We start from the raw sequence: 24,183 nt of genomic DNA, 5'->3' as shown, positions 1-24,183 counted from the left end.
GTCGCTGGGTGGTCGACCCGCCGACTCACCGATTCACCGATCCGCGAGCGACACCGACGCGACTGGTGCCGACACCACGCTCGCGCCGTAGGCCGGCACCGTCTCGCTCCCGACGACCCACTCGGCGTCGTCCGCAGCCTCGACCGTCACCGACTCCGCGCCGAAGTTCAGCACCCACGTCAGGCCGTCGCGTTCGGCGACCCGGACCGTCTCGGGGAACCGGTCGGTGTGGGCCACGTCGGCCCGGTCCAGCAGGTCGGTGACGAGTGCGTCCGCGAGGTCCTCACCGGGCTGGACGCCACAGTAGGCGACCGAACCGTCGCCGACCGCGTGATCGAGGAGTGCCGGATTCCCGTCGCCGACGCCCGACTCGTGAGTGCCGGTCGCGTCCGCGTCCTCGGCGACCAGCCACTCGGCCCACGTGTCGTAGTCGTAGCTCTCTCCCCGGTAGGAGACGGTCGTGGGCAAGGACTCTGGCGGTGTCTCGTGCTGATCGACGTGGCCGCCGACCAACGGCGCGAGCGGACCGGGTGCGAGATTCTCGTGCAACTGGTTCCCCGGTGTCTTGACGCCCGAACGCGGGCCCAGCAGGAGGTGCCCGCCGGAGTCGACGAACTCGGCGAGGTGGTCGGCGAGCGTCTCGTCCGCGAGGTGGAGCGTCGGCGCGACGACCGCCGCGTAGTCGGTGAGGTCCGACTCCGGCGACACGACGTCGGCCTGCACACCCCGCGCCCGGAGCGCACCGTAGAACTGCCCGACGAGTGTCCAGTAGTCGAACTCCGGCGAGTGTGGCTGTGTGTCGAGCGCCCAGAGGTCCTCGTAGTCGAACAACACCGCGACCGGTGCGTCGACGCCCGCGAGACTCCCAGTATCGGCGACGTCGCTGGCGCTGGAGTCGGTGAACTCGGCCACCGCGCCCAGTTCCCGGGCCGACTGACTCGCGTCGTGGTAGCCGCGGTCCGGGGTGCCGTCGTGGCGCAGGAGGCCGGCGTGGTACTGTTCCTGCCCCTCTCGACAGCGCCGCCACCGGAAGTAACAGACCGCCTCGGCACCGTGAGCCACGGCGTGGTGTGCCCACAGGCGCATCGCGCCCTCACCCGGTTGCGGGGAGTACGGTGGCCAGTTCACGTCGCCGGGTTGCTGTTCCATCACCCAGAAGCCCGCCGGCCCGCGATAGATGTCGTGGTTCAGGCCGACCTGATCCGGGTCGCCCGCCCGGAGGCGGTCGGCGGTCACCTCGCCGAGCGCGCGGTCCTGCGCGAACCCGGTAGGGTAGGAGTCCCAGGAGGCGAAGTCCAGGTCTTCGCCGACCGCGAAGGCGTCCGGCGTCGGGAAGTTGCCCATGAAGTTGTGGGTGACGAACCAGTCGTCGTTCGCCTCGCGCAGGAGGTCGGTCTGCAGGCGGTTGTAGTCGACCACGCTGTCGCTGGCGAAGCGAGCGTAGTCCAGCAGGCGCGAGGGGTGGTGTTCGGCGGCGCTGTGCCGTGGCGGGTCGATGGCCTCGAAGGAGCCGTACTGCTGGCTCCAGAAAGTCGTCCCCCACGTCTCGTTCAGGTCGGCGATGTCCTCGTACTGCTCGCTGCACCACTCGCGGAACGCCGCGGCGCAGTCGTCACAGTAGCACTGCACCGTCTCGTGACAGCCGTACTCGTTGTCGGTCTGCCAGCCGACGACGTGCGGGGAGTCGGCGTACCGCTCGGCCATCCGGGAGACGATTCGCTCGGTCTCCTCGCGGTAGACAGCCGAGTTGAAGCAGTAGTGGCGGCGACTCCCGAACTCCCGAACCGTGCCGTCGGCTTCCGCCTGCAGAATCCCGGGGTGGTCGTCCACGAGCCACTTCGGCGGCGTCGCGGTCGGGGTGCAGAGCACCACGTCGATGCCCGCCTCGCCGAGGGTCCCGACCGCCCGGTCGAGCCACTCGAAGTCAAACTCGCCCCGCTCTGGTTCGAGTCGCCCCCACGAGAACTCGGCCATGCGGACCACCTCGATGCCGGCGTCGACCATCATCTCGACGTCGGGTTCGAGGCGGTCGTCCGGCCAGTGTTCCGGGAAGTAGCAGACGCCGATCTGCGGGCCTGCATCGCCAGTCTGTCCCCCGCGGACGCCGCTGGCGGGTGCTGTGCTGTCGTCGTCCTGCATCGTGTCGTCGGTCATGGCTCGAAGAAATCGAAGTGGTTCTCGCCCGGAGTCGCCGTGACTCGGGTCGTCGTCGGTTCACTCGTGGTGTCGCCGCCGCTGGGTACGAGTCGCCACGCCCTCGGGGTAGCGACGAGCAGGTCCATCGGTCGGTCGGCGTCGAGCGTCACCGAGAGCGTCCCGCTGTCGGCGTCCCACTCGGTCGCCGTCACCTGCGACACGGCACCCGCGAGGTGGTCGGCACCAGCGAGGTGCGGTCGGTCACGCGCCGGCGCGACGTGGACCACGAGGACGCCGTGCGGCGGGAGGTCACGCTCGATACGGTCGGCGTGGAGACCGGCGGGTGGAGCGTCCTCGTCGCCAGAGGCGAGTGCGACGACGCCGACGCCGTCCTCAGCGTCGACGTACTCGCTCGGGTCGACTGCGACCAGTTGCGACTCGTCGTGCCAGTTACAGACCGCGACCGCCCGGCCGCCGTCTGCCGGGCGCTCGGCGACGACGGTCTGCGGGAACTCGCGCTCACCGAAGTCTGCCACGCGACCGGTCTCGACCGGCGGGAGCGTGCGCTCGAACAGCCGTCTGCCGGGTGCGTCGATCTCCCGGATCGCGTCGCTCAGCACGTTCGTCCCGCCGAGCAGCGCGACGAGCGCGGCGAACGACTCGCGTTCGGCGGCGGTCAGGTCCGTCGTCGTCCGGACGAGTTGACAGTCGGGGTCGTTCAGCCAGAGGCGGCGGTGCCACAGTTGTCGATTGAGGACGTTCCGGACTGCGTTCTCGTGAGCTGGTTGGCTCGCCGAGTCGCCCCCGCGCCGCCAGTAGGGGGCGGTGTCCGGCCCGATCCGCATCGCGTCGACGAGGCCGACGCTGGCGAACTGCGGTGCGCCACAGCCGAGGATGGTGGTTTCGCCGACCGCCTCGCGGATGGTCTCCATCCCGTGACGGTACGCCTCGGCGCGGGTGAGGTCGCCGTGCCGGTCGCCCGGCAGGGCCGCACAGTAGAGGAAGTCGAGTTTCAGGTAGTCGAACCCCCAGTCGTCGACCACCGTCTCGAACGTCTCGGTCAGCCACGCCTCGACTTCGGGATGCGTCGTGTCGAGTGCGTACATCGGACCGTGGCGCGCACCAGCGTCAACCGGTTCCCCGTCGCGAGTCAGCAGCCACTCGGGGTGTTCCTGCGCGAGCAGCGAGTCGGCCTGTACGTAGAAGGGCGCGAGCCAGAGCCCGGGCGTGTGGCCCGCGTCGACGACCGAGTCGCGGAGGGCGCGCATGTCGTCGAACCCCGCGGCGAGCGTCCGCCAGTCGCCGAACGCGGCCTCGTAGCCGTCGTCGAGTTGCACGAGGTCCAGCGGGACGCCCCAGTCGTCGATAGCGGCGACGTTCTCCGCGACGTCGTCGGCGGTCACGTCGGTGAAGTAGTGGTACCACGAGCACCAGCCGGTCGGTGCCGAGTCGAGGACGCGGGCGTCCATCAGGTCGGCGACGGCCTCGGCGATGGCCACGAGCGCTGCCGTGAGATCGTGCGTCGCGTCGATGCGGAGCGCCGAACTCTCGCGGGACTCGCCCGGTGCGAGTGTCACGCCGTCTGCTGGACAGGTCGCGGTGAGGCTGGTCTCGCCCGTGTCGGCGTCGGTGTGCAGTTCGAATCGTGAGAGGTACTCCGCGTGGTCGAGAAAGCCCAGTGTCAGCGTGCCGGCGTCGCCCGCGAGGCCGATCACGGCGTGGCTGGTACGTGCGTCCGCGGGTGCAGCGAGGTCGACCATCTGTGGTCTGGCGCGGTCTGACTCGTCGGGGAAGTTCTCGCCGAGGCGGAGTGTCGAAGTCGGCGACCACGACTGGTAGCCGTGTTCGTAGACGCGGTCGTCGGAGCCGAACGGCGTCGTCGCCCGGTCGACCAGCCGAAGTTCGTCGAGCTGGATCGGATCGCTGCCCCGGTTCTCGACGCCCAGTCTCAGATCGACCGTTCCGTCCGCTGCCGATCGGCAGTCGACGGTCGTCCGGAGACCGGTATCCGCTCCGGTGTGGCCGTGGCCCGTGGCGACGACGCGCCCGTCGAGAAGTCGAGTCCCGTCCCCGAAGACGGCGAGGCCACCCGTTTCGGGGTCGTACTCGACCGTCGTCTCGCCGGCGGTGACCCGTGTCATTCGCCGTCCTCGGCCGGGGCCGAGCCGCCGTCTCCACTGGCCTCACCCGAGGCGTTCGCGTCCGGCACCGCGTCGCCCAACTGGCCGCGCCGTGCCCGGTAGTCCGGGAGCATGTCGTCCTGCATCACGGCGGTCCGGCCGCCGTCGACCAGCAGACTCGTCCCGGTGACGAAGCCGGCCTCGTCGCTCGCGAGAAACGCCACGGCGGCGGCCACATCTGCGGGTCTCCCGATGCGGCCCACGGGGTGGATGGACTCGATCTGTGCCCGGTAGTCGGGGTCCATGTCGCCCATCGTCCGCTCGATGGCGACCCAGCCGGGGTTGACCGTGTTGACGCGGATTCTGGGACCCAGATCGAGCGCCATCGCGCGCGTCATCCCGTTGATCCCCGCCTTCACCGCGTTGTAGGGGAACAGCTTCGGCATCGTCAGGAAGGCGTGGTTCGAGGAGGTGTTGACGATGGCACCGGTGTCCATGCGCTCGGCGGCGGCCTTGCCGCAGAGCCAGAACGACCGGAAGTCGGTCTCCACGACGAACGCCCAGTCGTCCATCGTCGCCTCCTCGATACCGGTGTTCGTCTCCACGCCGGCGTTGTTCACCAGCACGTCCAATCGGCCGTACTGCTCGACGGTCGCGTCGAACAGCGCCTCGATGTCGTCGGGGTCGCGCATGTCGGCGCGGACGAAGACCGCCTCGCCGCCTGCGTCTTCGATGTCGGCGACGGTTGCCTCCCCCGCCTCGCGGGTGCGCCCGGTGACGACCACCTGTGCGCCCTCGGCGGCGAGTCGTTTCGCGACGCCGGCACCGATCCCTCGCGTGGACCCGGTGACGACCGCGACCTTCCCGGCGAAGCGGTCCATCGTCACCACTCCGCCACGCTCCCGTCCTCGTGTCGCCAGACCGGGTTGTGCCAGTCCACGTCGCCGGCCAGTTCCCTGACGTGTGCCTCCTCGATCTCGATGCCGAGGCCCGGGTCGTCGGGCAGGCCGACGTAGCCGTCCCGGAAGTCGAACACGGAGGGGTCGGCGAGGTAGTCCAGCACGTCGCTGGTCTCGTTGTAGTGGATGTCGAGGCTCTGCTCCTGGATGAGGACGTTCGGCGAACAGGCGTCGACCTGCACGCAGGCAGAGAGCGCGATGGGCCCCAGCGGACAGTGGGGTGCCATCGCCACGTCGTACGCCTCCGCCATCCCGACGATCTTCTTGACTTCCGTGATGCCGCCGGCGTGCGAGAGGTCCGGCTGGATCACGTCGACCGCACCCGACTCGAACACCTCCTTGAAGTCCCACCGGGAGTACATCCGCTCCCCGGTGGCGATCGGGATCGAGGTCGAGGCGGCGATCTCGGGGAGCGCGTCGTTGTGCTCCGGCAGGACCGGTTCCTCGATGAACATCGGCTCGTAGGGTTCGAGGGCGCTGGCGAGGCGCTTCGCCATCGACTTCGAGACGCGCCCGTGGAAGTCCACGCCGATGTCGACCTCCGGGCCGACCGTCTCCCGGACGGTCGCCAGTCGCTCGCGGGCCGCGTCGATGGCGGCGGGGTTGTCGACTCGGCGCATCTCGGCGGTCGCGTTCATCTTGAGTGCGGTGAACCCCTCCGAGACTTTCTCTTCTGCGGCCTGTGCGACGCCTTCGGGCCGGTCGCCGCCGACCCACTGGTAGACGCGGACGCGGTTTCTCGCCTTGCCGCCGAGCAGTTCGTAGACGGGCGCGCCGAACTGCTTGCCCTTCAGGTCCCACAGTGCCTGGTCGATGCCGGCGATGGCCGACATGAGCACGGGGCCGCCGCGGTAGAAGCCGCCCCGGTACATGGTCTGCCAGTGGTCCTCGATCGGTGTCGGGTCCTCGCCGAGCAGGTAGGTGTCGAGCAGTTCCTCGACGGCGGCTCTGACGGTGCGGGCGCGGCCTTCGACGACCGGTTCGCCCCAGCCGACACGGCCGTCGCTGGTCTCCAGTCGCAAGAAGAGCCAGCGCGGGGGCACCTGGTAGAGGTCGTAGTCGACGATGCGCATCTACTCGGTCACCTCCCCCACCTGCTCGTCCTGGGTGGCGGTCCCAGTCGTGTCGCGGTCGGTCGCGCCGGTCGCGGACGGCGGCAGGCCGTCGCTCCCGCCCTCGCCGTCGGTCTTCGTCTTCAGCGACTCGCCGGTGTCGGGGTCGAACAGGTACAGCGACGACTCCGCGAAGTCGACCGTCACCACGTCGCCCGGCTGCGGACGGGCGGTGGCGTCGATGCGGGCCGTGATCTCCCGGTCGCCGAGCGTGGCGTAGAGGAAGTTCTCGTTGCCCATCGGTTCGAGCACCTGCGTCTCGATCGCGATGCCGTCGGCCGCGAGGTCGATGTCCTCCGGGCGGATACCGGCCCGCAGGCGGTCGTAGCCCTCGATCGGTGCGGTATCGGAGAGTGGGTAGTCGAAGCCGCCGGGTCCGACGAGACGGTCGCCGTCGACCCGCACGTCGAAGACGTTGATGCTCGGCGACCCGATGAAGTCCGCGACGAACTCGTTGACCGGCGACCGGTACACCGCCTCTGCCGTGCCGACCTGCTGGAGACGACCGTCGTTCATCACCGCGATGCGGTCGCCCATCGCCATCGCCTCGGTCTGGTCGTGGGTGACGTACACCGTCGTCACGTCCAGTTCGTGCTGGAGGGTCTGGAGTTCGGTCCGCATCTGCGACCGGAGTTTGGCGTCCAGGTTCGAGAGCGGTTCGTCCATCAGGAACGCCGCCGGGTCGCGGATGATCGCACGACCCAGAGCGACCCGCTGTTGCTGGCCGCCGGACAGCTCTTTCGGCTTCTGGCCCAGGAGGTCCTCGATGCCGAGCATCTCGGCGACGTCCTGTACTCGGCTGTCGATCTCGGCCGACGAGAGCTGTGTCGAGAGTTTCAGGCCGAACCCGATGTTCTGCTTGACGTTCATGTGCGGGTACAGCGCGTAGTTCTGGAACACCATCGCCACGTCGCGTTCCCGCGCCCGGAGGTCGGTCACGTCGTCGTCACCGAACCGGATGTGACCGGAGGTCACGTCTTCGAGGCCGGCGACACACCGGAGCGTGGTCGTCTTCCCGCACCCGGAGGGACCGACGAGGACGAGAAACTCCCCGTCGCGGATCTCCAGGTCGATGTCCTCGACGGCGACGATCTGCTCGTCGCCGGCGTCGAACTCCTTCCGTACCGTCTCTAATGTGATTCCTGACATAGGTTACTCCTTCACGGACCCCGCGAGGATCCCGCTGACGAACTGTTTCTGTAAGAACAGGAACAGCACGAAGATCGGGATCACCGACAGCGTCGCGGCGACCATGATCTGGTCGTAGTAGACGCGCTGTGCACCGACGAGTTGGTTGATGGCGACCGGGATGGTGTACTTGCCCTGCTCCAAGATGACCAGCGGGAACAAGAACAGGTTCCACTGGAACAAGAACAGGATGATCGCCAGCGCCGCCAGCGACGACTTCATCGTCGGCAGGGCGATCTTGTAGTACAGTTGGAACTCGGTCGCGCCGTCCATCCGGGCCGATTCGAGTAAGGCGTCGGGGATCGACTGCATGTTCTGGCGCATCAAGAAGATACCCAGCGGGTTCGCCGCCCACGGCAGGATGATCGCCCAGTAGCTGTTCGTCAGCCCGATCTGACTCATCAGGAGAAACAGCGGGATGACGAGCAACTGGATCGGCAGGATCAGCGTGGCGAGGATGGCGTAGAAGATCGGCTTCTTGAACCGGAACTCGTACTTCGCGAACGCGAAGCCCGCCATCGAACAGAGCACCAGCGACAGCAGCGTGTACACCACCGCGATGAAGATACTGCTCTCGATGGCCCCCATGTCCCACAGGTGCCAGAAGTCGTACGCGAAGTAGATCGGTCCCAGATCGACGAACTGGGTCATCTGCCCGGGTTCGCCGACGAACTGGACGTTCTCGCGTGCCTGTAGCGACTGGAAGTTGGCGAGGAAGCTGTCGCCCGGCAGGAGTCGCGGGTCGGTCGACGAGAGGAACTCCGACTCCCGGAGAGTCGACGCGACGAAGATCCAGTACAGCGGGACCATCGTCAGGATGGCCCCCACGATGACGAACGCGTAGGTGAGGAACTGCCAGACGGCCTCACGGCGGGTCTCCTCACGCATCGCTCTCACCTCCGACTCGCAACTGGACCGCAGAGAGGACGCTGACCACCGCGATGAGCACGTAGGTCAGCGCGCTCGCGTAGCCCAACCGGAAGTCGATGAAGGCGGTCTGGTAGATGTACTGGACGATGGTGATCGTCGAGTCCAGCGGCGCGCCGCCGCCGTTGATGATCACCGGTTCCGAGAACAGCTTGAACGTCCCGATCGTCGAGGTGACGAAGACGAACAGCAGGACCGGTCGAAGCTGTGGCACGGTCACGTACCGGAACTTCTCCCACCGGCCCGCGCCGTCTATCTCGGCCGCCTCGTACAGTTGCTGAGGGACGTTCTGGAGCCCCGCCAAGAGGATGATCATGTTGTAGCCGGTCCACCGCCACGTCACCGCGCCGACGATTGTCATCCGGGACCAGAAGGAACTGGTCAGCCACGGTATCGAGGGCAACCCGAGACTCGTCAGGACGTAGTTGACGAGGCCGGCGTCCTGCATCATCAGCAGGAAGACGGTCGAGTACGCGACGAGGTTCGCCGACACCGGCAGTGCGAGGACGGTCCGGAAGACGCCCCGGAACTTGACGAACGAGGCGTTCAGCGCCACCGCAAAGAGGAGCGCGAAGAGGACCATCAGCGGCACCTGCACGACGAGGATGAACGTCGTGTTGAACAGCGCCTGGTGGAACAGCGTGTCGGCGAACATCGCCGTGTAGTTCGAGAGACCGACGAACTCCAGGTCGGCGATGCGGGTGAGTCGGTACGAGAAGAAGCCGGTGTCGATCCAGAGGATCGTCTCGTTGCTCACGCCCTCGAACCGGAAAAAGGAGAGGTAGAAGGTGTAGAGGATCGGAAACGCGAGAAAGACGCCGAACAGCAAAAACGCCGGCACCAAGAAGAGGTAGCCGACCACGCCCTCGCCCGCGTTCGGAAGCCGGTGGCTCAGCGACTGACGGACGAACCGCACGCGGTCAGCCAGCGACGGACCGGCCGGAACGGTGGAGTCCTGCGTGGCCATCGTGGCCTCAGGCGAGGTCCCGGTCGGTGCGGTCGGCGACCTGCTGTGCGGCCGCGTCGACAGCTTCTTTCGGCGTCTTGTCGCCGGTCATCATGTCCCGGAAGTGGGTGTTGACCGCCTTCGTCACCTCGGGCGTGTCGACCGTGTAGCGGTACGGCGCGATCTCCGGCGCGATCTCGGCGTACATCCGACCGGCCTCCTGCCCGCCGAGGAACTCGTTCTGCTGGTCGAAGGCGTCGGACTCGTAGGCCGACTCCAGCGCCGGGAAGATGCCGTACTCCTGGTACATCGTGATCTGGTGCTCCGCAGAGCCGAGGGTGAAGGCCATGTAGTCCCACGCGCGCCGGGCCACGTCGTCGGAGACCTGCGCCGGGATGGTGACGTTCGAGCCGCCCCAGTTGGTCGCACGGGAGCCGCCGGACTCGATCGCCGGCGGCTTGATGACGCCCCACTGGCCGGACGTGTCGCCCAGTTCGGCCTTCAGGGTGCCCTCCATCCACGCGCCCGCAGTCAGACTCGCAGTGGTGCCTTCGCCGAAGGCGGTGAACCACGAGGAGGACCACGAGGCGAGGTCGTTGGCGATGCCCGAATCGCGGATGCGCTTGAGGATGCGCGCGACCTGCAGACTCTTGTCGGAGTGGATGTTGACCGCCCCGTTCGCGGTGAACGGTTGACCGCCGAGTTGACGGAACATCATCCGCCACAGACCGTCGTAGTCGTTCGACGGGAGGTTGAGCAGGTACTGGTCGTCGGGGAGCTTCTGGCCCTCCTCGATGTACTGGTCCCACGTCTCGACGCTCGTCGGGTCGATGTCGTGGTTCTCCATCACGTCGCGGCGGTAGAACGTCCCGACCGGGCCGATGTCCCACGGGAGCGCGTAGGTGCCGCCGTCCTTCTCCAGCGGACCCCACTTGCCCTCGACGAACTGGTCTTTGATCCCGGCCTCGTCGAGCCACGCCGAGATGTCGCGCAGGCCGCCCGTGTCGACCCACGAGGCGGCGTCGACGCTCTCCATCATCGCGGCGGCAGGTGCGCCGGATCCGGAGAGGAGCGTGGACTTGAACTTGTCTTTCATGTCGGCGCGGCCGATCTGGGTGATCGACACGTCGCCGCCGTTCGCCTCCTCGTACGGTTCGTCGATCAGGTCGAGCGACTTCGCCGCGACGTCCCAGCCCCACACCTCGATCGACTGGGCCATCTGCGATTCCGTCGTCGTGTCGCCGCCACCGCCGCCACCGCTGTCGTCGCCACCGCCGCCGCCGCTCGATCCGGGCGTCGGGGTCGGGTCACCGGTTCCGACACAGCCCGCCAGTCCCGCGAGCGTGGCCGCACCGGCACCCTGGAGGATGCGTCGTCTGCCGACCGCGTTCGTGTGATCATCTGTCATGATGTGTCCATCATCACGGTTTGGAAAGTTGCGACTTAAAACTTGGGGTAGATTTCAGCGATCGACGTTTAGAGACGCTAAGACAGTCGTTTTCGTGAACGCAAGGGGGTTATTCATATTCTCGGTGTTCGGCGATACCGAACAACACTGCCGGTCGCATCCGGGGAGATTCCGGGGATTTCGGCAGATTCACGGACTCTCGACGACGATCGTGCCGAAGTGAATATTCCTCATGATCGTTCACGTTCGACCAGATTCGTTCGGTATCGGTGAACGATATTTAAGTGACTGCGCGTGCGAACGGGAGTATGAGCGACTATCCGGTCGGAGCGACCCACACGACAGCCCGCATCGTCCACGCGCTGGTCCCGGTGGAAGACGCCGGTGTGACGGAACTCGCCGACGAGGTGGGCGTCTCGAAGGCGACGGCTCACAACCACCTCGCCACGCTGGAAGCACTGGGCGTCGTGCGGCGGGAGGACGGTCGGTATCGGTTGGGGTTGAAGCTCCTCGATCTGGGGATGGCGGTCCGCGACGGGATGCAGATTCCGACGGTCGCTCGGTCGGAGGTGACCGCGCTGTCGGAGTCCAGCGGGGAGTCGGCGGCGGTCCTGCTCCGAGAGGACCGCGAGGCGGTGTACGCCGACGTGCAGGACGCCGACCGGAACGACCGCCGGGTTCGACTTGGCAGTCGAGTGCCACTGCACGCGACGGCCGGCGGGAAGGCGTTGCTCGCCTACGACTCACCGGACGCGGTGGACGACTACTGTGAGGGTGGCTTGTCCCGACACACCGGTCGGACGGTGACTGAGTCGGCCGACCTACGGGCGGAACTGCGCTCGGTCGCAGACCGGGGGTTGGCCTACGACCGTGGCGAGTTCTTCGAGGGGATGCGTGGCGTGGCGGCACCGATCCGTGGCGAAACGGGTGTCGTGGCGAGTGTGTCGGTCGTGGGACCGGGTGAGCGTCTCTCCGGGAAGCGACTGGAGGAGGACCTGCCGGGGCTGGTGTTGAGTGCGGCGAAGAGTGTCGAGTTGGCGCTCGCGGAGTGAGTCTGGTTGGATTCGTTTTGTAATGGTGAACGAGATTTCGTCCGTGAGTTTCGTTTTGTATCGGTGAAAGCGTGGAGTGGGTGGGTTCAAACTGGTGTGTTCGGTGGTGTTGCGCGCAATGGTGCTGTAGGGACGTGGCTCTGAAGTCGGGTTGTGACGAGTTCGGGCGTGATCAGCACGCGGACAGCTACCGGGACCACAACAGCGACAGCAACGCGACGATTGCTAGCGCACCGACGAGAAGCACGCATCCGCGACAGCAACCGCAGACCGCACAGCACTGCGAACGCGACCACACAGCACCGCACCGGCAACCTCACTCAATCTAGCGCACCTCCCAGTGGAACCGCGACAGCACCGCACCTCACACTCCCCAACCTCGTCGGATGCTCTCCGCACCGCCCGCATCCGACTCCCTCGCACGTCTGGCGAGAGCGACGCTCTCGCTGACCCTCGTCACCGGCGCTTCGCGCCGGTTGCTGGCGAGACCTCCGGTCTCGCCCTGTTCGCAAGCTCACGAGGACGACTCCTCGCGCGCGCCGACCGCAACCGCAGAAATCCAAATCAAAAATATACGAACGGAATATTCTTAGATTCGCTAATCGTCACGAACGACCAAGCGAACGCGCTCCTGACCAGTCGAACGGGCTGGCGCGACACCTCACCGGGATGCACCCGGTTCGGGTGCCACACCTCGGCGACGAAGGGTCGCCTCGGGCACCACACCTCGGCGGCGTGAGGCCGCCTCGGCCACCACACCTCGGCGGCGTGGGGCCGCCTCGGGCGGGTCTCGTGTCGCGCACTTCGGCGGCGTAGGGCCGCCTCAGGTGAGCCGACGGTCGCAGGGAGGCTATCGCTGAAACTGACTGGTCCACCGCGAGTTGCGTGCGCTTTCGCAAATTCCCCCGGGTGGGACTGAAAGGGGCCGGGGGCTTTCACCGCTCGTTGTCTGCGACTCACCCAACGATGATCCTATCGTCCGGGGGCTTTCACCCCCCGTCGTCCGCGACGAACTCGACGACACTCCCGTCAGAAGGAGGCTCTCGACTCGCGTCGTCTAGAGTGCATTCGACACCATCCACGTCGTCCCCCGACCGATTTATCCCGACCACCACAGACACCCGAGTATGCAGCGACACGTCGCAGTCAGTCGTATCCTCGACACCGGTATCGTCGGCATCCTCCGGGGCGTCCCCGCCGAACAGACCCACCGCGTCGTCGACGCCCTCGTCGCCGGCGGCGTCACGACGCTGGAAGTGACCGCCGACACGCCCGGCGCGATCGACACCATCGACCACCTGACCGACGCCTTCGACCGCGAGGACGCCCTGATCGGGGTCGGCACCGTCCTCGACTCGGAGACCGCGAGCGCCGCGCTCCGGGCCGGCGCGGACTTCGTCGTCACGCCAAGTTTCGACCGGGGCGTCGTCGAGACCTGCAACCGCCACGGGGTCGCGGTCGCCCCCGGTGTCGCCACCCCGACCGAGGCCGTCGAGGCCAGCGAGGCCGGCGCAGACCTGCTGAAGGTGTTCCCCGCCGGGCCGCTCGGCCCGGATTACGTCGGAGCCATCGGCGGGCCACTCGGGCAACTCCCACTGCTCCCGACCGGCGGCGTCTCGCTGGACAACGTCGCGGACTTCTTCGACGCCGGAGCAGGCGGCGTCGGTGTCGGGAGTTCGCTGGTCGACGGCGACGCGGTCGAACGCGAGGACTACGCCGCACTGACAGAGCGAGCAGAGCAGTTCCGCGAGGCGATCGAATCCGCGCGGGAGTGAGGATCGACGGCCGGTTCAGTCGCTCGTCAGGTCCGACAACAGCTCACGCACGTAGCCGATCTCGTCGGCGTTGATCGTGTGGCCCATCCCCTCGTAGATGCGTTCTTCGACCTCGCCGCCGAGTCGTTCGAACACGTCGCGGGTCTCGTGGACGCGCTCGACCGGGATGTGCGGGTCGCTGTCACTACAGCCGAGGAAGACCGGCGTCCCTTCCAGATCGCCCTCGTGGTCGAACTCGGAGCCGAGTGGTCCGATCAGGCCGCCGCTGAAGGCGACCACACCGCCGTAGCGGCGGGTCGTCCGGGCGACGAACTCGCTCCCGAGACACGCGCCCTGTGAGAAGCCGAGGACGACGATCCGGTCGTAGGGGATGCCCGCATCGACGAACGACTCGACCGAGTCCGAGACGGCTTGCAGCGCGGACGCGAGGTGTGGCTCGTTCTGTTCGATGGGGGCGATGAACCGGTTGGGGTACCACGACCCGCGCGCGGCCTGTGGCGCGCGATAGGCGACACCGTCGACGCCGATGTCCTCGGCGATGCCGACCATCCCGCGTGCGGTCGCGCCGCGTCCGTGGACGAGTACGACCCCGGCCTGCGCGTCCTCCGGTGCCGTGCCGGCGGTCGCGACAGGCTGGTTCTGGTGGGGACCGCTCATCTGGGTCCTCCGGGTCGCCGGCTGTCGGCTCGCGTCATCGATGTCTCTCGGCGGACGGAGCGCCGAATCGCGCGGTCGCGGCCGTCGATACGTACAGTCACACTTCGATAGACGCACGCCGGGGGTTTAGCGGTTCGCGTACCTCGACGTCACCCGGTGACGCGTGGGTCACTTGGGGTGCCGGGTCGACGCCGTCGTCTCGGAACCGGCTCAGTCGTCGCTGATCGCGCCGTACTCGCGGTGGACCGCCTCGCCCTCCTCGGCGAGCACCGGTCCGTGGACCGGAATCTCCCGGCCGAGTCGTTCGAAGACCTCTCCACAGGGGATACCCTCGGGTCCGTCGCGCAGTTCGCCGAGTCGCGCACCCGAGACGCTGTAGACCACCCCACCGAGTCCGGCGTAGGCGGTCCCTGCGGCACACATCGGACACGGTTCGGTGCTGGTGTACATCGTGATCTCGGCGCGGGTCTCGGCGTCGAACTCGCGGGTCGCCCGTCGCGCCAGCGAGAGTTCCGGGTGTTCTGCGAGGTCGTCGTCGGTCACCTCGCGATTCCGCGCTTCGAGGACGACCTCGTCGTCTCGAACCAGCACGGTCCCGAAGGGGCCGTCGCCCCGGTCGCCCGCCTCGCGGGCGAGTTCGATCGCTCGCCCGACGTGTCTCTCGTGGTCTTCGCCGGCGAAGGGTGGGTCGCTCGGAGTGGACATACCGGTCTGTCGGAGGCAGTGAGAATGTGGTTTGGGGTCGCGGAACGCTGTCGGCACACGAGCGAGAGACGAGCCACGGCCACACGAGCCACCGAGAGACTGACCACCGACACACGAGCGACCGAGGAACGGCCTCAGTCGGTGAGGACCGGCGATCTGTCGGTCCCGACCGAGAGCCGCGAGAGCGCCGGCAGCGACAGGACGACGACGAGAAGTTCGATGCCGCCGGCAACGACGAACGCCCAGAAGTAGCCGAACAGCCCCGCCACCGTCCCGCCGACCAGCACGCCGGCGAGGAAGCCGAGACTGCCGAAGACGTTGAAGCCGGCCATCGCGGCCCCGCGTTCGGTCTCGCTCGCCAGGTCGGTGACGAGTGCCATCGTCGCGGGGGCCATCAACGCCCCGACGACGCCGACGCCGACCATCGCGATCGCGGCGGTCGTCGCGGTCGGTGCGAGGCCGACGACGATCACGACCAGCCCGTACACCGCCGATCCGGCGAGGACGGGCGCGACGCGACCGACTCGGTCAGACAGTTTCCCGAAGGGGTACTGGAGGAGTGCGAACGGTGCGAAGAAACACGCGAGGAGCAGACCAGTCTCGCCGGGCGAGAGCGTGAACGTCTCCCGGAAGTAGAGCGTCCCGACCAGCGCGAAGAAGCCGGCCGTCAGTCGGTCCACGAAGCCGAAGGCGTAGGGGACGAGCAGGATCGGTCGGCGGGCGAGTCCCGACAGCGCAGACGAGACCGCGCCGGCACCGAGGCGAGATCCGCCGGTGTCGGCGGCTGCCGAGGGGTGCGAGGTGCCACGCTCGCCCGGCGCGCGGTCGTTCACAGTCAGCGCCAGCAGTGCGACCAGTACGAACAGGCCGGCCGCGACCGCCACCGGCACCAGCGGGCCGACCTCGTACAGTTGCCCGCCGATCGGTGCGCCCAGGGCGGTGCCCCCGCCGATCGCGATACCGGCAGAGCCCATGTTCCGGCCGTGACCGCCCGGCAGGTCCATCAGCATCGTGATCGCCAGCGAGAACGCGCCGATGGTAGTCGCACCCTGAAACAGTCGTAAGAGGAGGATCGTCTCGAAGGAGGCGACGGGCACGAACGCGAGCACGGCGTAGCCGACCGCACCGCCCAGCGCACCGCACACGACGAACGGAACACGGCGGCCGGTCGCGTCGCTGAGCGCCCCCCAGACGACGGCGAAGGCGACGAAGGCGGCGTACTCGACGGCGAGGAACCACATACTCGCCGAGAGTCGCGTCTCCGCACCGAGCGCCGCGACGAGCGCGTCGATGCCGGGGTAGAGCAGGACCTGCGCGAACAGCACGAGAAAGACGATTCCCGCCAGCGCGGTCCGATCCTGTCGCGTCGTCACTGTCGGCAGAAGGGACTGGAGCGGCTTATCGGCATCGTCCTTCGACGAGAGCGCGTCACGCACCGATCGACGGTCAGCGTCCCTCACCGACAGCGGTGGGCTCTGTTGCCGACTCGTCGGGCGTTAAGAGTGGCTTAACCGGGCAGTCCCTGCAGTCGTCAGACCCTGCCGATGCGACCCTCAGGCGGCGGGGTGGCCGGACGCGACCGCCCACAGCGGTCAAGCAGGTCTGCCGCCGGATCGGGCGTCTGCGGGCCGACGACCCCGCAGAACTGTGGGACGAGCGGTGAACGCCGGGAGACGTCGACCCGGAGCCGAGCCAGGTCGTACGTGTGGCGAACGAGTGATCGACGGTCGGAGGCGAGGCCGTGGGTGGGCGGTCGGCGGCCCGCGAGATCGACGATCTGCTGTCTGGCGGTCGGCTGCGTCGAGTCGGTGTTTCGGTCCCCCTATCACAGTTAGCCAGTGTTTAGTCAAGACCGTTGGTGTCGAACGGGGAGTCGTAATGGAGCAGGGCCCCTCTCGAATCGCGGTGATCGGGCTCGGCTACGTCGGCTTGCCGCTCGCCGTGGCGTTCGACGGAGCCGGCCATACTGTCACCGCGTTCGATATCGACGCCGAGAAAGTTGCAACACTGCGTGCCGGCGGTGATCCGACCGGAGACACCGGCGCAGACGCCATCGCCGAGTCCAGTATCGAGTTCACGACCGATCCGTCGTCGCTCGCCGGGGCCGACTACGTCATCGTCACCGTCCCGACGCCGGTCGACGACACCGGGAATCCCGATCTGGGCTACGTCGAGTCGGCCGGCAAGACCCTCGGTCGGCACATCTCGCCGGGGACGACGGTCGTGTTGGAATCGACGGTGTACCCGGGTGCGACCTGCGAAGTGCTCTGTCCGGCAGTCGAGACCGAGTCCGGCTTCACGGTCGGCGAGGAGTTCGAGGTCGGTTACTCGCCGGAACGTCTCTCGCCGGGGATCGGCGGCCGGAAACTCCACGAGGTGGTGAAGATCGTCAGCGGTCGCACCGACGCGGTGACGGAACGACTCGCCGACCTCTACGGCGACATCATCGACGCGGGCGTCCACACCGCACCGAGCATCGAGTCGGCAGAGGCCGCGAAGTGCGTCGAGAACATCCAGCGGGACGTGAACATCGCGTTGATGAACGAACTGTCGGCCGCCCTGTCCGCACTCGACATCGACACGCGTGGGGTACTGGAGGCCGCCGGCACGAAGTGGAACTTCCAGCAGTACGAACCCGGTCTCGTCGGCGGTCACTGCATCCCCATCGATCCCTACTACCTGATCTACCGGGCGCGGCAGGCGAACTACGAACCGGAGCTGATGAGCACCGCCCGGCGAGTGAACGACGACGTGCCGAACAGGGTCTGTGACCTCGTCGACGACGCCTTCACGACGCGCGCGGAGATCCGCGACAGCCACGCAGTGGACCACGCGGTCGCCCACGAGACACACGAGACGCCCGACGGGACACTGGTCCAGGGACGCGACGAGGCGACGACGATCACCGCAGAGCGCGACGAGAGCGACGACAGTCCGCGCCTCCTCGTGCTCGGGTTGACGTACAAGCCGGGGACGGCCGACGTGCGGTCTGCGGTACTGAAACGACTCGTCCGGGAGTTGGAGACCCGAGGCTACCGGTTGGTGGGCTACGACCCGCACGGTGACGACCAGGTGCTCGCGAGCGTCTTCGAGATCGACCTGCTCGAGGACCTCGACTTCACCGGCTTCGACGGCGTGGTGATCCCGACGGCCCACCCGGAGTTCACCGATCTCCGACCGGCCGACGTGGTGTCGGGACTCGGCGAGTACCCCGTGATCGTCGACGTGGACTGGACGTTCGACCGAGAGAGCTTCGCCGATCTGCCGGCGATCTACCGCGATCTCTGATGTACCGGAACCACCGCGTCGCCGTCGTCGTGCCGGCGTACAACGAGAGCGGGTTCGTCGGCGACGTCCTCCGAGGGATGCCCGACTACGTCGATCTGGTGATCGCGGTCGACGACGACTCGACCGACGACACGTGGGCGGAGATTCTGACGACGGCCGCCGAGACCGAACCGACCGCCGAGACGGCGACCGCCGTCGCTCGTCACCCCGACGCGCCCGCGACGCCGCTCACAGAGCGGGCGACCGTGTCCGACCGGGTCGGGCGCGTCCTGCCGGTCCAGCACCGAGAGAACCAGGGCGCGGGTGGTGCGATCAAGACCGGCTACATGGCCGCCGTCGAACGACAGGTCGACCTGATCGTCACCGTCGACGGCGACGGCCAGATGGACCTCTCGATCATGACGCGCTTCCTCGACCCGCTGATCGACGGCGGGGCCGGCTACGCGAAGGGGAACCGGCTGCTCTACCGGGAGTTCCGCGAGCAGATGCCCCGGTTCCGGTTCGTCGGCAACCTCACCCTGACGTTCCTGACGAAGATCGCCAGCGGCTACTGGCGGATGATGGACCCGCAGAACGGCTACACGGCCATCTCGCGTGACGCACTCGTCGCCATCGACCTCGACGACCTCTACGAGTACTACGGCTACTGCAACGACCTCCTCGTGAAGCTGAACGTCGCGGGCGTCCGGATCGCGGACGTGCCGATGCCGGCCCGATACGGCGAGGAACAGAGCAGTATCAAGTACGGGACCTACATCCGGCGCGTGTCGTTGATGTTGCTGTGGAACTTCCTCTGGCGGATCAACGCCGAGTTTCGGAGCGGTCGCACGCTCCCGACGCTCGCCGGCTACTACCTCGGTGCGGGCCTGACGGGGGCGAGTCTGCCCCTCCTGCTGTGGACCGCGCTTCCCCTCGCGGGCGTCGGGGTGCCCGCGCCCCCCTCGCCGGTCTCGGGGCTGCTGTCGGCGGTACTCGCAGTGTTGCTCGGCGGCGGCCTGCTGGTGGCCGCGATGACGCTGGATCGCGCGCGGAACCGGCCGCTGGAGGTGCAACCCTCCCCGTGAGAGTCCTCGTCACCATCCAGCATCCCGGCCACGTCCACTTCTTCCGGAACGCCATCGCCGAGTGGCGCGCCGAGGGCCACGCGGTCCACGTCTGCGTCCGCGAGAAGAGCGTCGCCACGGCCCTGCTGGACGCCTACGACGTCGAGCACACGGTCCTCGCGGGTGCGACAGACGGCTTCCTCGATCTGGCCGTGACACAACTGGTCTGGGAGGCGAAACTCCTCGGAGAAGCCCGGCGGTTCGACCCCGACGTGCTGGTCGCCATCGCCGAACCGGGCGTGACCCACGTCGCACCACTCGTCGGTGCCGAGAGCCTGCTCTTCGTAGACACCGAACACGGAACCCTGCAGAATCGGCTCGCGTTCCCCTTCGCGGACCGGATCTGCGTGCCGGACTGCTACTTCGGCGACCTGCCGGCGACGGCGGTCCGGTACCCAGGGTATCACGAACTCGCGTATCTCCACCCGAACCGGTTCACGCCGGACCCCGAGATACTGCGCGCTCACGGCGTCGACCCCGACGAGCGATTGATCGTCCTGCGGACGGTCGCGTGGGGGGCGGCCCACGACTTCGGCCAGTCGGGACTCGGTGGGATCGAGGCGGTAGTCGAAGAACTGGAAGCCTCGGGCGGGCGGGTCGTCGTCTCGGCGGAGGCCGACGTGCCCGAGTCGCTGGCCGACCGGCGGTACGACGTGCCGCCCGAGCACATGCACCACCTGCTGGCCCACGCCGAGTTGTTCGTGGGCGAGAGCGCGACGATGGCCGCCGAGTCCGCCGTGTTGGGCACGCCGGCCGTCTACATCTCGAACTGGGAACTCGGCTACACGCGTGATCTGGAACGGTACGGCCTGCTGTTCAGCTTCGTGGACGAGGACCGCGAGACGCGACAGCGCGAAGGGCTGGCGGTCGCGCGGGAGATTCTGACCGGCGGAGAGCCGCCGGTGCCGGCGACCGACGACGTGTTGGCCTCGACAGGGGAGTCGTGGGCCGAACGTCGGGCCAGACTCCTCGCCGAGAAGGTCGACACGACCCAAGTGATCCACGAGCAGGTAGCCGACCTCGCGGGCGTCGGCGAGCAGGCGGGCGAGCCGACGAGAGACGTGCGGAGCGAGGGGACGGTCGGAGGTGGTCGGCCGTGACTCGTCCGACGACAGTCGGCGGTGGTCGGCCGTGAGCAGTGTGATCTCCACCGAGTCGGTCGCGGACCTCCCGAGCGAGGTTCGGCGCGGGGGCGACTGGCACATGCACACCGACTACACCGACGGGCAGAGTTCGGTCGCGGACTACTGCCGACGCGCAGTGGAGGCGGGTCCCGCCCTGCTCTGTTTCTCCGAACACGTCCGGCGGGAGTTGGACTACGACTTCGACGCCCTCCGGCGTGACGTAGCGCAGGCCCGCGAGGCGTATCCGACCCTCACGATCCTCCTCGGCTGTGAGGCGAAAGTGCTGGACAGCGAGGGGACGCTGGACGTGTCCGACGACGTGCTGCGACAGGTGGACGTCGTGACCGGCGTCTTCCACAGTTTCCCCGAGGTGAGCGTCGCGGAGTACGTCGACGCCGCCTGCGCGCTGGTCGCGAACCCTGTCGTGGACGTGTATGGACATCCTACTCTGCTCCCGACGCGGCGGGGACTCGACCTGACGGCCGACGACTGGTCGCAGGTGGTCGCTACGGCGGTCGAACACGACACGGCGATCGAGGTGAACAGTCGATACGACCTGCCGCGAGCCGACCTCGTGGGGGTCACGAGAACGCACGACGCGAGCGTGGTCGTCGGCAGTGACGCCCACGAAGCCTCTCAATTACAAAGTACACAGGAGTTGCAGAAACGATGGAAATGGATCGACAGACAGTACTGATTCCGGGGGCGGGCGGCGCGGCCGGCGTCGGGGCGATGCGGTCGCTCCGGCGGGCCGGCTTCGAGGGCCGACTCGTCGCAACCGACGCCGACGAGACCGCCGCCGGTCTCTACCTCGCCGACGAGGGGTTCGTCGTCCCGCGCGCGAACGAGGAAGACTTCCTCCCGACGGCGCGAGCGGTGATCGAACAGGCCGGCGTGGACGTGATCCTGCCGACCACCGGCTACGATCTACCACGCTACGCAGAGATCCGCGAGGAGTTGGCAGACGAGGGCGTCACGGCGGTCGTCAGCAGTCCCGAGACGATCGACACCTGCACGGACAAACTGGCCTTCCACGACGCGCTTGCCGACGACTACCCCTTCCCCCGAACCGCGACCGATCCCGACGAACTGGACACGTACCCGTGTTTCGTCAAGCCGGTCGCCGGAAAGGGGAGCCGCCACGTCGCGCTGTGTGAGACGCCCGAGGAAGCCCACAGAGCGATGGACACCGGCGAACCGATGCTGGTCCAGGAGTACCTCCCCGGCGAGGAGTACACCGTCGACGTCCTCTCGGACCTGGACGGCGAGCCACTCGTGGCACTGCCGCGCGTCCGGATGGAGACGAAAGGCGGGATCAGCTTCAAGGGTCGGACCGTCTTGGACGACGAGATTCGGACGATCTGTCGCGGCATCGCCCGCGATCTGGGGCTGGTCGGTCCCTCGTGTATGCAACTGAAGCGTGACGCAGAGGGGACGCCGCGACTGGTCGAGGTGAACCCCCGTCTCGGCGGCGGGACGGTCATCGCCACCCACGCCGGCGTCAACCTCCCGCATCTCACCCTCAGACTGGCGGCCGGCGAGTCGGTCACGGTGCCCGAACCGGAAGAGATCGTGGTCTCCCGCTTCTGGGACGAACTGGTGGTACAGCCCGACGAACTCACGGAACTAGAACGATGAAGGTACTCGCATTCGGCGCACACCCGGACGACGTAGAGGTTGGCATGGGCGGCACGGTCGCCCGCCACGCAGACAGAGGCGACACGGTGACGATGGTCGTCGCCACGAGCTTCCCCGACAACGAGCAGGACGAACGCTGGCGTGAAGCCCGCGACGCAGTCGAGATTCTCGGCTGTGAGTTGGACATCCTGGACGTGCCACTCGACGACATCAGGTACGACAGACAGTTGGTCGGCGAGGTCGACCACCTGCTGGAGTACTACGACCCCGAGGTCGTCTACGTCCCGTGGCACTACGACTCCCACCAGGACCACCGCCACCTCGCCCGCGCGGTGATCGCGGCGACCCGGAAGAACCACGAGTCCGTCTACATGTACGGACCGACGATCCCCGGGGGGATCACGCCCCACGAGTTCCGGCCGCAACACTACGTGGACGTGACCGACTCGATCGACCGGAAGATCGACAGCCTGCGGGCTCACGGCTCGCAGGTCGAGAAGCACGGCGAGACCTGGCTGGAGGCTGTCCGGGGCCGGGCGGCGTACAGGGGCTACGAGGCCAACTGTGACTACGCCGAGGCGTTCGAGGTCGTCAAACAGCACGCGGACCTGTGACCATGCGCTTCGACGACAAGAACCTCCTCGTCGTCTCCCACTCGTACACCACGTTCGCGAAACAGCAGATCGACCTTCTCGCAGAACAGTTCGCCAACGTGGTCGTCTTCGTCCGGTACAACCCGGTCGCCGAGGCCGCCGACTACCTTCCGATCCGGTGGCTCGAACCGTACCGGAAGTCCTCGAAGATCGACGAAGAGTCCCCCGACAACGTCGAGGTTCACACGACGTCGCTCTTCTACCTCCCCACCGACGGCGGCTACCGTCGACTCGGCGACCGCCACGCGGAGCGACTCTGTGAGCAGGTTCGTGACCACCCCCTGGACTTCGACCTGCTCCACGCGCACTTCACCTGGACGGCGGGCTACGCCGCCAGAGCCGTGAGCCGCGAGTTCGACATCCCGTTCGTCCTGACGGTCCACGCGAACCGCGGCCGGTTCCTCGACGAGTACGAGAACGGCCCCGAGGGCGTCTACGAGACCTGGCGCGACGCGGACGCCGTGATCCGGGTGAACCGCCGGGACCTGCCGAAGCTACGGGAGTACAGCGACAACGCGGTGTTCGTTCCGAACGGCTACTCCCGCGAGCGGTTCAGCCTGATGGACACCTACGTCGCCCGCGAGCGGTTGGGCCTCGATCCCGACGCGGACGTGGTCTTCTCGCTCGGTGCGTTGAAGAAGCGGAAAGGCTACAACTACCTCGTCGACGCCATCGCGGACCTCGTGGAGCGCCGGGGGCGAGCCGGCGACGACACACCGCTCGTCTGTGCCATCGGCGGCCACGGTGGGCAGAAACGCGCCATCGAGAAGCAGATCGCAGAGCGTGGCTTAGAGGGAACGGTGCGGTTGCTCGGCTACATCCCGGAAGAAGACCTCTCGGCGTGGATGAACGCCTGTGACGTGTTCGCGCTCCCGAGCACGGCCGAAGGCAATCCGACCGTGATGTTCGAGGCGCTCGGCTGTGGAAAACCCTACGTCGGGTCGGACGTGGGCGGGGTCGGCGAGATCATCACCGACGACCGGTACGGCTTGCTGTCCGATGCGGGCGACGTGGCGGGCTTGGCAGACGTGATCGAAGACGGATTAGCCCGCGAGTGGGACCGCGAACTGATTCTCTCGTACGCCGAGCAGTTCACGTGGCAGGAGGTCGTCGCGGAACTGCTCGATCTGTACGAGTCGGTGCTGACCGGCGGCGAGTACGGCGGACTGTCCGTCGATCACGGCGATGCCGTGGCCTGAAGCGTCGGGATGTGCAGCCGGCTCGGGAGGGCAGGGGACAGGGCCACCCGAGAATCGGAGACCCGAAAGAAATTTTCGACCGAGGAACGTCCTGTAGCCGCGTCCCCCATCACAGTCCTGGTGACAGTTCGGAGTGGCGCGTCACCGAGAAGCTGAGTCGACGCCAATGTCGTGTCAGAGCAATAGCAACAAG

20 protein-coding genes are annotated in these 24,183 nt (G+C 67.5%); 9 read left to right on the top strand and 11 right to left on the bottom strand.

What is annotated here, in order from left to right; genetic code table 11:
• Window positions 1–33 precede the first annotated feature (33 nt).
• From LI337_RS18305 to LI337_RS18270, 8 genes are read right to left on the bottom strand one after another with little or no spacing between them, the layout of a single operon-like run.
• Window positions 34–2,154 (bottom strand): beta-galactosidase, encoded by a 2,121-nt coding sequence (locus LI337_RS18305; protein WP_303645293.1) that lies wholly within the window; start codon window positions 2,152–2,154, stop codon window positions 34–36.
• Window positions 2,151–4,277, bottom strand: coding sequence for a glycoside hydrolase family 36 protein (locus tag LI337_RS18300; protein WP_227231366.1), 2,127 nt, complete (start codon window positions 4,275–4,277; stop codon window positions 2,151–2,153). The genes LI337_RS18305 and LI337_RS18300 overlap by 4 nt, the downstream gene beginning before the upstream one ends.
• Complete coding sequence (locus tag LI337_RS18295) at window positions 4,274–5,137, bottom strand: SDR family NAD(P)-dependent oxidoreductase (RefSeq protein ID WP_227231365.1); 864 nt, start codon at window positions 5,135–5,137, stop codon at window positions 4,274–4,276. Before LI337_RS18295 ends, LI337_RS18300 begins: the two co-directional genes overlap by 4 nt.
• Before the next feature lie 2 nt (window positions 5,138–5,139).
• Complete coding sequence (dgoD, locus tag LI337_RS18290) at window positions 5,140–6,288, bottom strand: galactonate dehydratase (protein WP_227231364.1); 1,149 nt, start codon at window positions 6,286–6,288, stop codon at window positions 5,140–5,142.
• Entirely contained in the window at window positions 6,289–7,476 is a 1,188-nt protein-coding gene (locus LI337_RS18285; RefSeq protein ID WP_227231363.1) for an ABC transporter ATP-binding protein, read from the bottom strand.
• Between the two features lie 3 nt (window positions 7,477–7,479).
• Window positions 7,480–8,403: a carbohydrate ABC transporter permease gene (locus tag LI337_RS18280; RefSeq protein ID WP_227231362.1), complete on the bottom strand. Its 924-nt coding sequence runs from the start codon at window positions 8,401–8,403 to the stop codon at window positions 7,480–7,482.
• Window positions 8,396–9,409 (bottom strand): carbohydrate ABC transporter permease, encoded by a 1,014-nt coding sequence (locus tag LI337_RS18275; RefSeq protein ID WP_227231361.1) that lies wholly within the window; start codon window positions 9,407–9,409, stop codon window positions 8,396–8,398. The genes LI337_RS18280 and LI337_RS18275 overlap by 8 nt, the downstream gene beginning before the upstream one ends.
• Window positions 9,410–9,416: 7 nt before the next feature.
• Complete coding sequence (locus LI337_RS18270) at window positions 9,417–10,796, bottom strand: ABC transporter substrate-binding protein (protein WP_227231360.1); 1,380 nt, start codon at window positions 10,794–10,796, stop codon at window positions 9,417–9,419.
• A 308-nt stretch (window positions 10,797–11,104) separates the two neighbouring features.
• Here LI337_RS18270 and LI337_RS18265 point away from each other — a divergent pair, with 308 nt between their 5' ends.
• Window positions 11,105–11,848: an IclR family transcriptional regulator gene (locus LI337_RS18265; protein ID WP_227231359.1), complete on the top strand. Its 744-nt coding sequence runs from the start codon at window positions 11,105–11,107 to the stop codon at window positions 11,846–11,848.
• 1,127 nt (window positions 11,849–12,975) lie between these two features.
• Window positions 12,976–13,623: a bifunctional 4-hydroxy-2-oxoglutarate aldolase/2-dehydro-3-deoxy-phosphogluconate aldolase gene (locus tag LI337_RS18260; protein WP_227231358.1), complete on the top strand. Its 648-nt coding sequence runs from the start codon at window positions 12,976–12,978 to the stop codon at window positions 13,621–13,623.
• A 15-nt stretch (window positions 13,624–13,638) separates the two neighbouring features.
• Here LI337_RS18260 and LI337_RS18255 read toward each other — a convergent pair whose 3' ends face one another.
• The 3 genes from LI337_RS18255 to LI337_RS18245 form a co-directional block, all read right to left on the bottom strand.
• Window positions 13,639–14,280 (bottom strand): alpha/beta hydrolase, encoded by a 642-nt coding sequence (locus LI337_RS18255; protein WP_227231357.1) that lies wholly within the window; start codon window positions 14,278–14,280, stop codon window positions 13,639–13,641.
• Window positions 14,281–14,490: 210 nt separating this feature from the next.
• The gene (locus LI337_RS18250) at window positions 14,491–14,985 is read right to left on the bottom strand and encodes a nucleoside deaminase (protein ID WP_227231356.1); all 495 of its coding nucleotides are present in this window, start codon (window positions 14,983–14,985) and stop codon (window positions 14,491–14,493) included.
• 134 nt (window positions 14,986–15,119) lie between these two features.
• Window positions 15,120–16,358 (bottom strand): MFS transporter, encoded by a 1,239-nt coding sequence (locus tag LI337_RS18245; RefSeq protein WP_227231355.1) that lies wholly within the window; start codon window positions 16,356–16,358, stop codon window positions 15,120–15,122.
• Window positions 16,359–16,863: 505 nt separating this feature from the next.
• Here LI337_RS18245 and LI337_RS18240 point away from each other — a divergent pair.
• Genes LI337_RS18240 through LI337_RS18210 form a run of 7 tightly spaced genes read left to right on the top strand, consistent with a single transcriptional unit; the run spans window position 16,864 to window position 23,990 of the window.
• Window positions 16,864–18,273, top strand: coding sequence for a nucleotide sugar dehydrogenase (locus tag LI337_RS18240; protein WP_227231354.1), 1,410 nt, complete (start codon window positions 16,864–16,866; stop codon window positions 18,271–18,273).
• Entirely contained in the window at window positions 18,273–19,337 is a 1,065-nt protein-coding gene (locus LI337_RS18235) for a glycosyltransferase family 2 protein (RefSeq protein WP_227231353.1), read from the top strand. Before LI337_RS18240 ends, LI337_RS18235 begins: the two co-directional genes overlap by 1 nt.
• Window positions 19,334–20,476: a DUF354 domain-containing protein gene (locus tag LI337_RS18230; protein ID WP_227231352.1), complete on the top strand. Its 1,143-nt coding sequence runs from the start codon at window positions 19,334–19,336 to the stop codon at window positions 20,474–20,476. The genes LI337_RS18235 and LI337_RS18230 overlap by 4 nt, the downstream gene beginning before the upstream one ends.
• Before the next feature lie 31 nt (window positions 20,477–20,507).
• Entirely contained in the window at window positions 20,508–21,197 is a 690-nt protein-coding gene (locus LI337_RS18225; protein ID WP_227231351.1) for a PHP domain-containing protein, read from the top strand.
• A complete protein-coding gene (locus LI337_RS18220) occupies window positions 21,176–22,138 on the top strand; it encodes an ATP-grasp domain-containing protein (protein WP_227231350.1) in 963 nt (320 codons plus the stop codon). The genes LI337_RS18225 and LI337_RS18220 overlap by 22 nt, the downstream gene beginning before the upstream one ends.
• Complete coding sequence (locus LI337_RS18215; RefSeq protein WP_227231349.1) at window positions 22,135–22,752, top strand: PIG-L deacetylase family protein; 618 nt, start codon at window positions 22,135–22,137, stop codon at window positions 22,750–22,752. Before LI337_RS18220 ends, LI337_RS18215 begins: the two co-directional genes overlap by 4 nt.
• A 2-nt stretch (window positions 22,753–22,754) precedes the next feature.
• A complete protein-coding gene (locus LI337_RS18210) occupies window positions 22,755–23,990 on the top strand; it encodes a glycosyltransferase (RefSeq protein ID WP_227231348.1) in 1,236 nt (411 codons plus the stop codon).
• Window positions 23,991–24,183 lie beyond the last annotated feature (193 nt).

Origin of the sequence: Salinirubrum litoreum (assembly GCF_020567425.1) — an archaeon.
GTDB lineage: Archaea > Halobacteriota > Halobacteria > Halobacteriales > Haloferacaceae > Salinirubrum > Salinirubrum litoreum.
The sequence above is the reverse complement of the archived record's forward strand: the minus strand, read 5'-3'. Positions and strand labels throughout refer to the sequence as shown.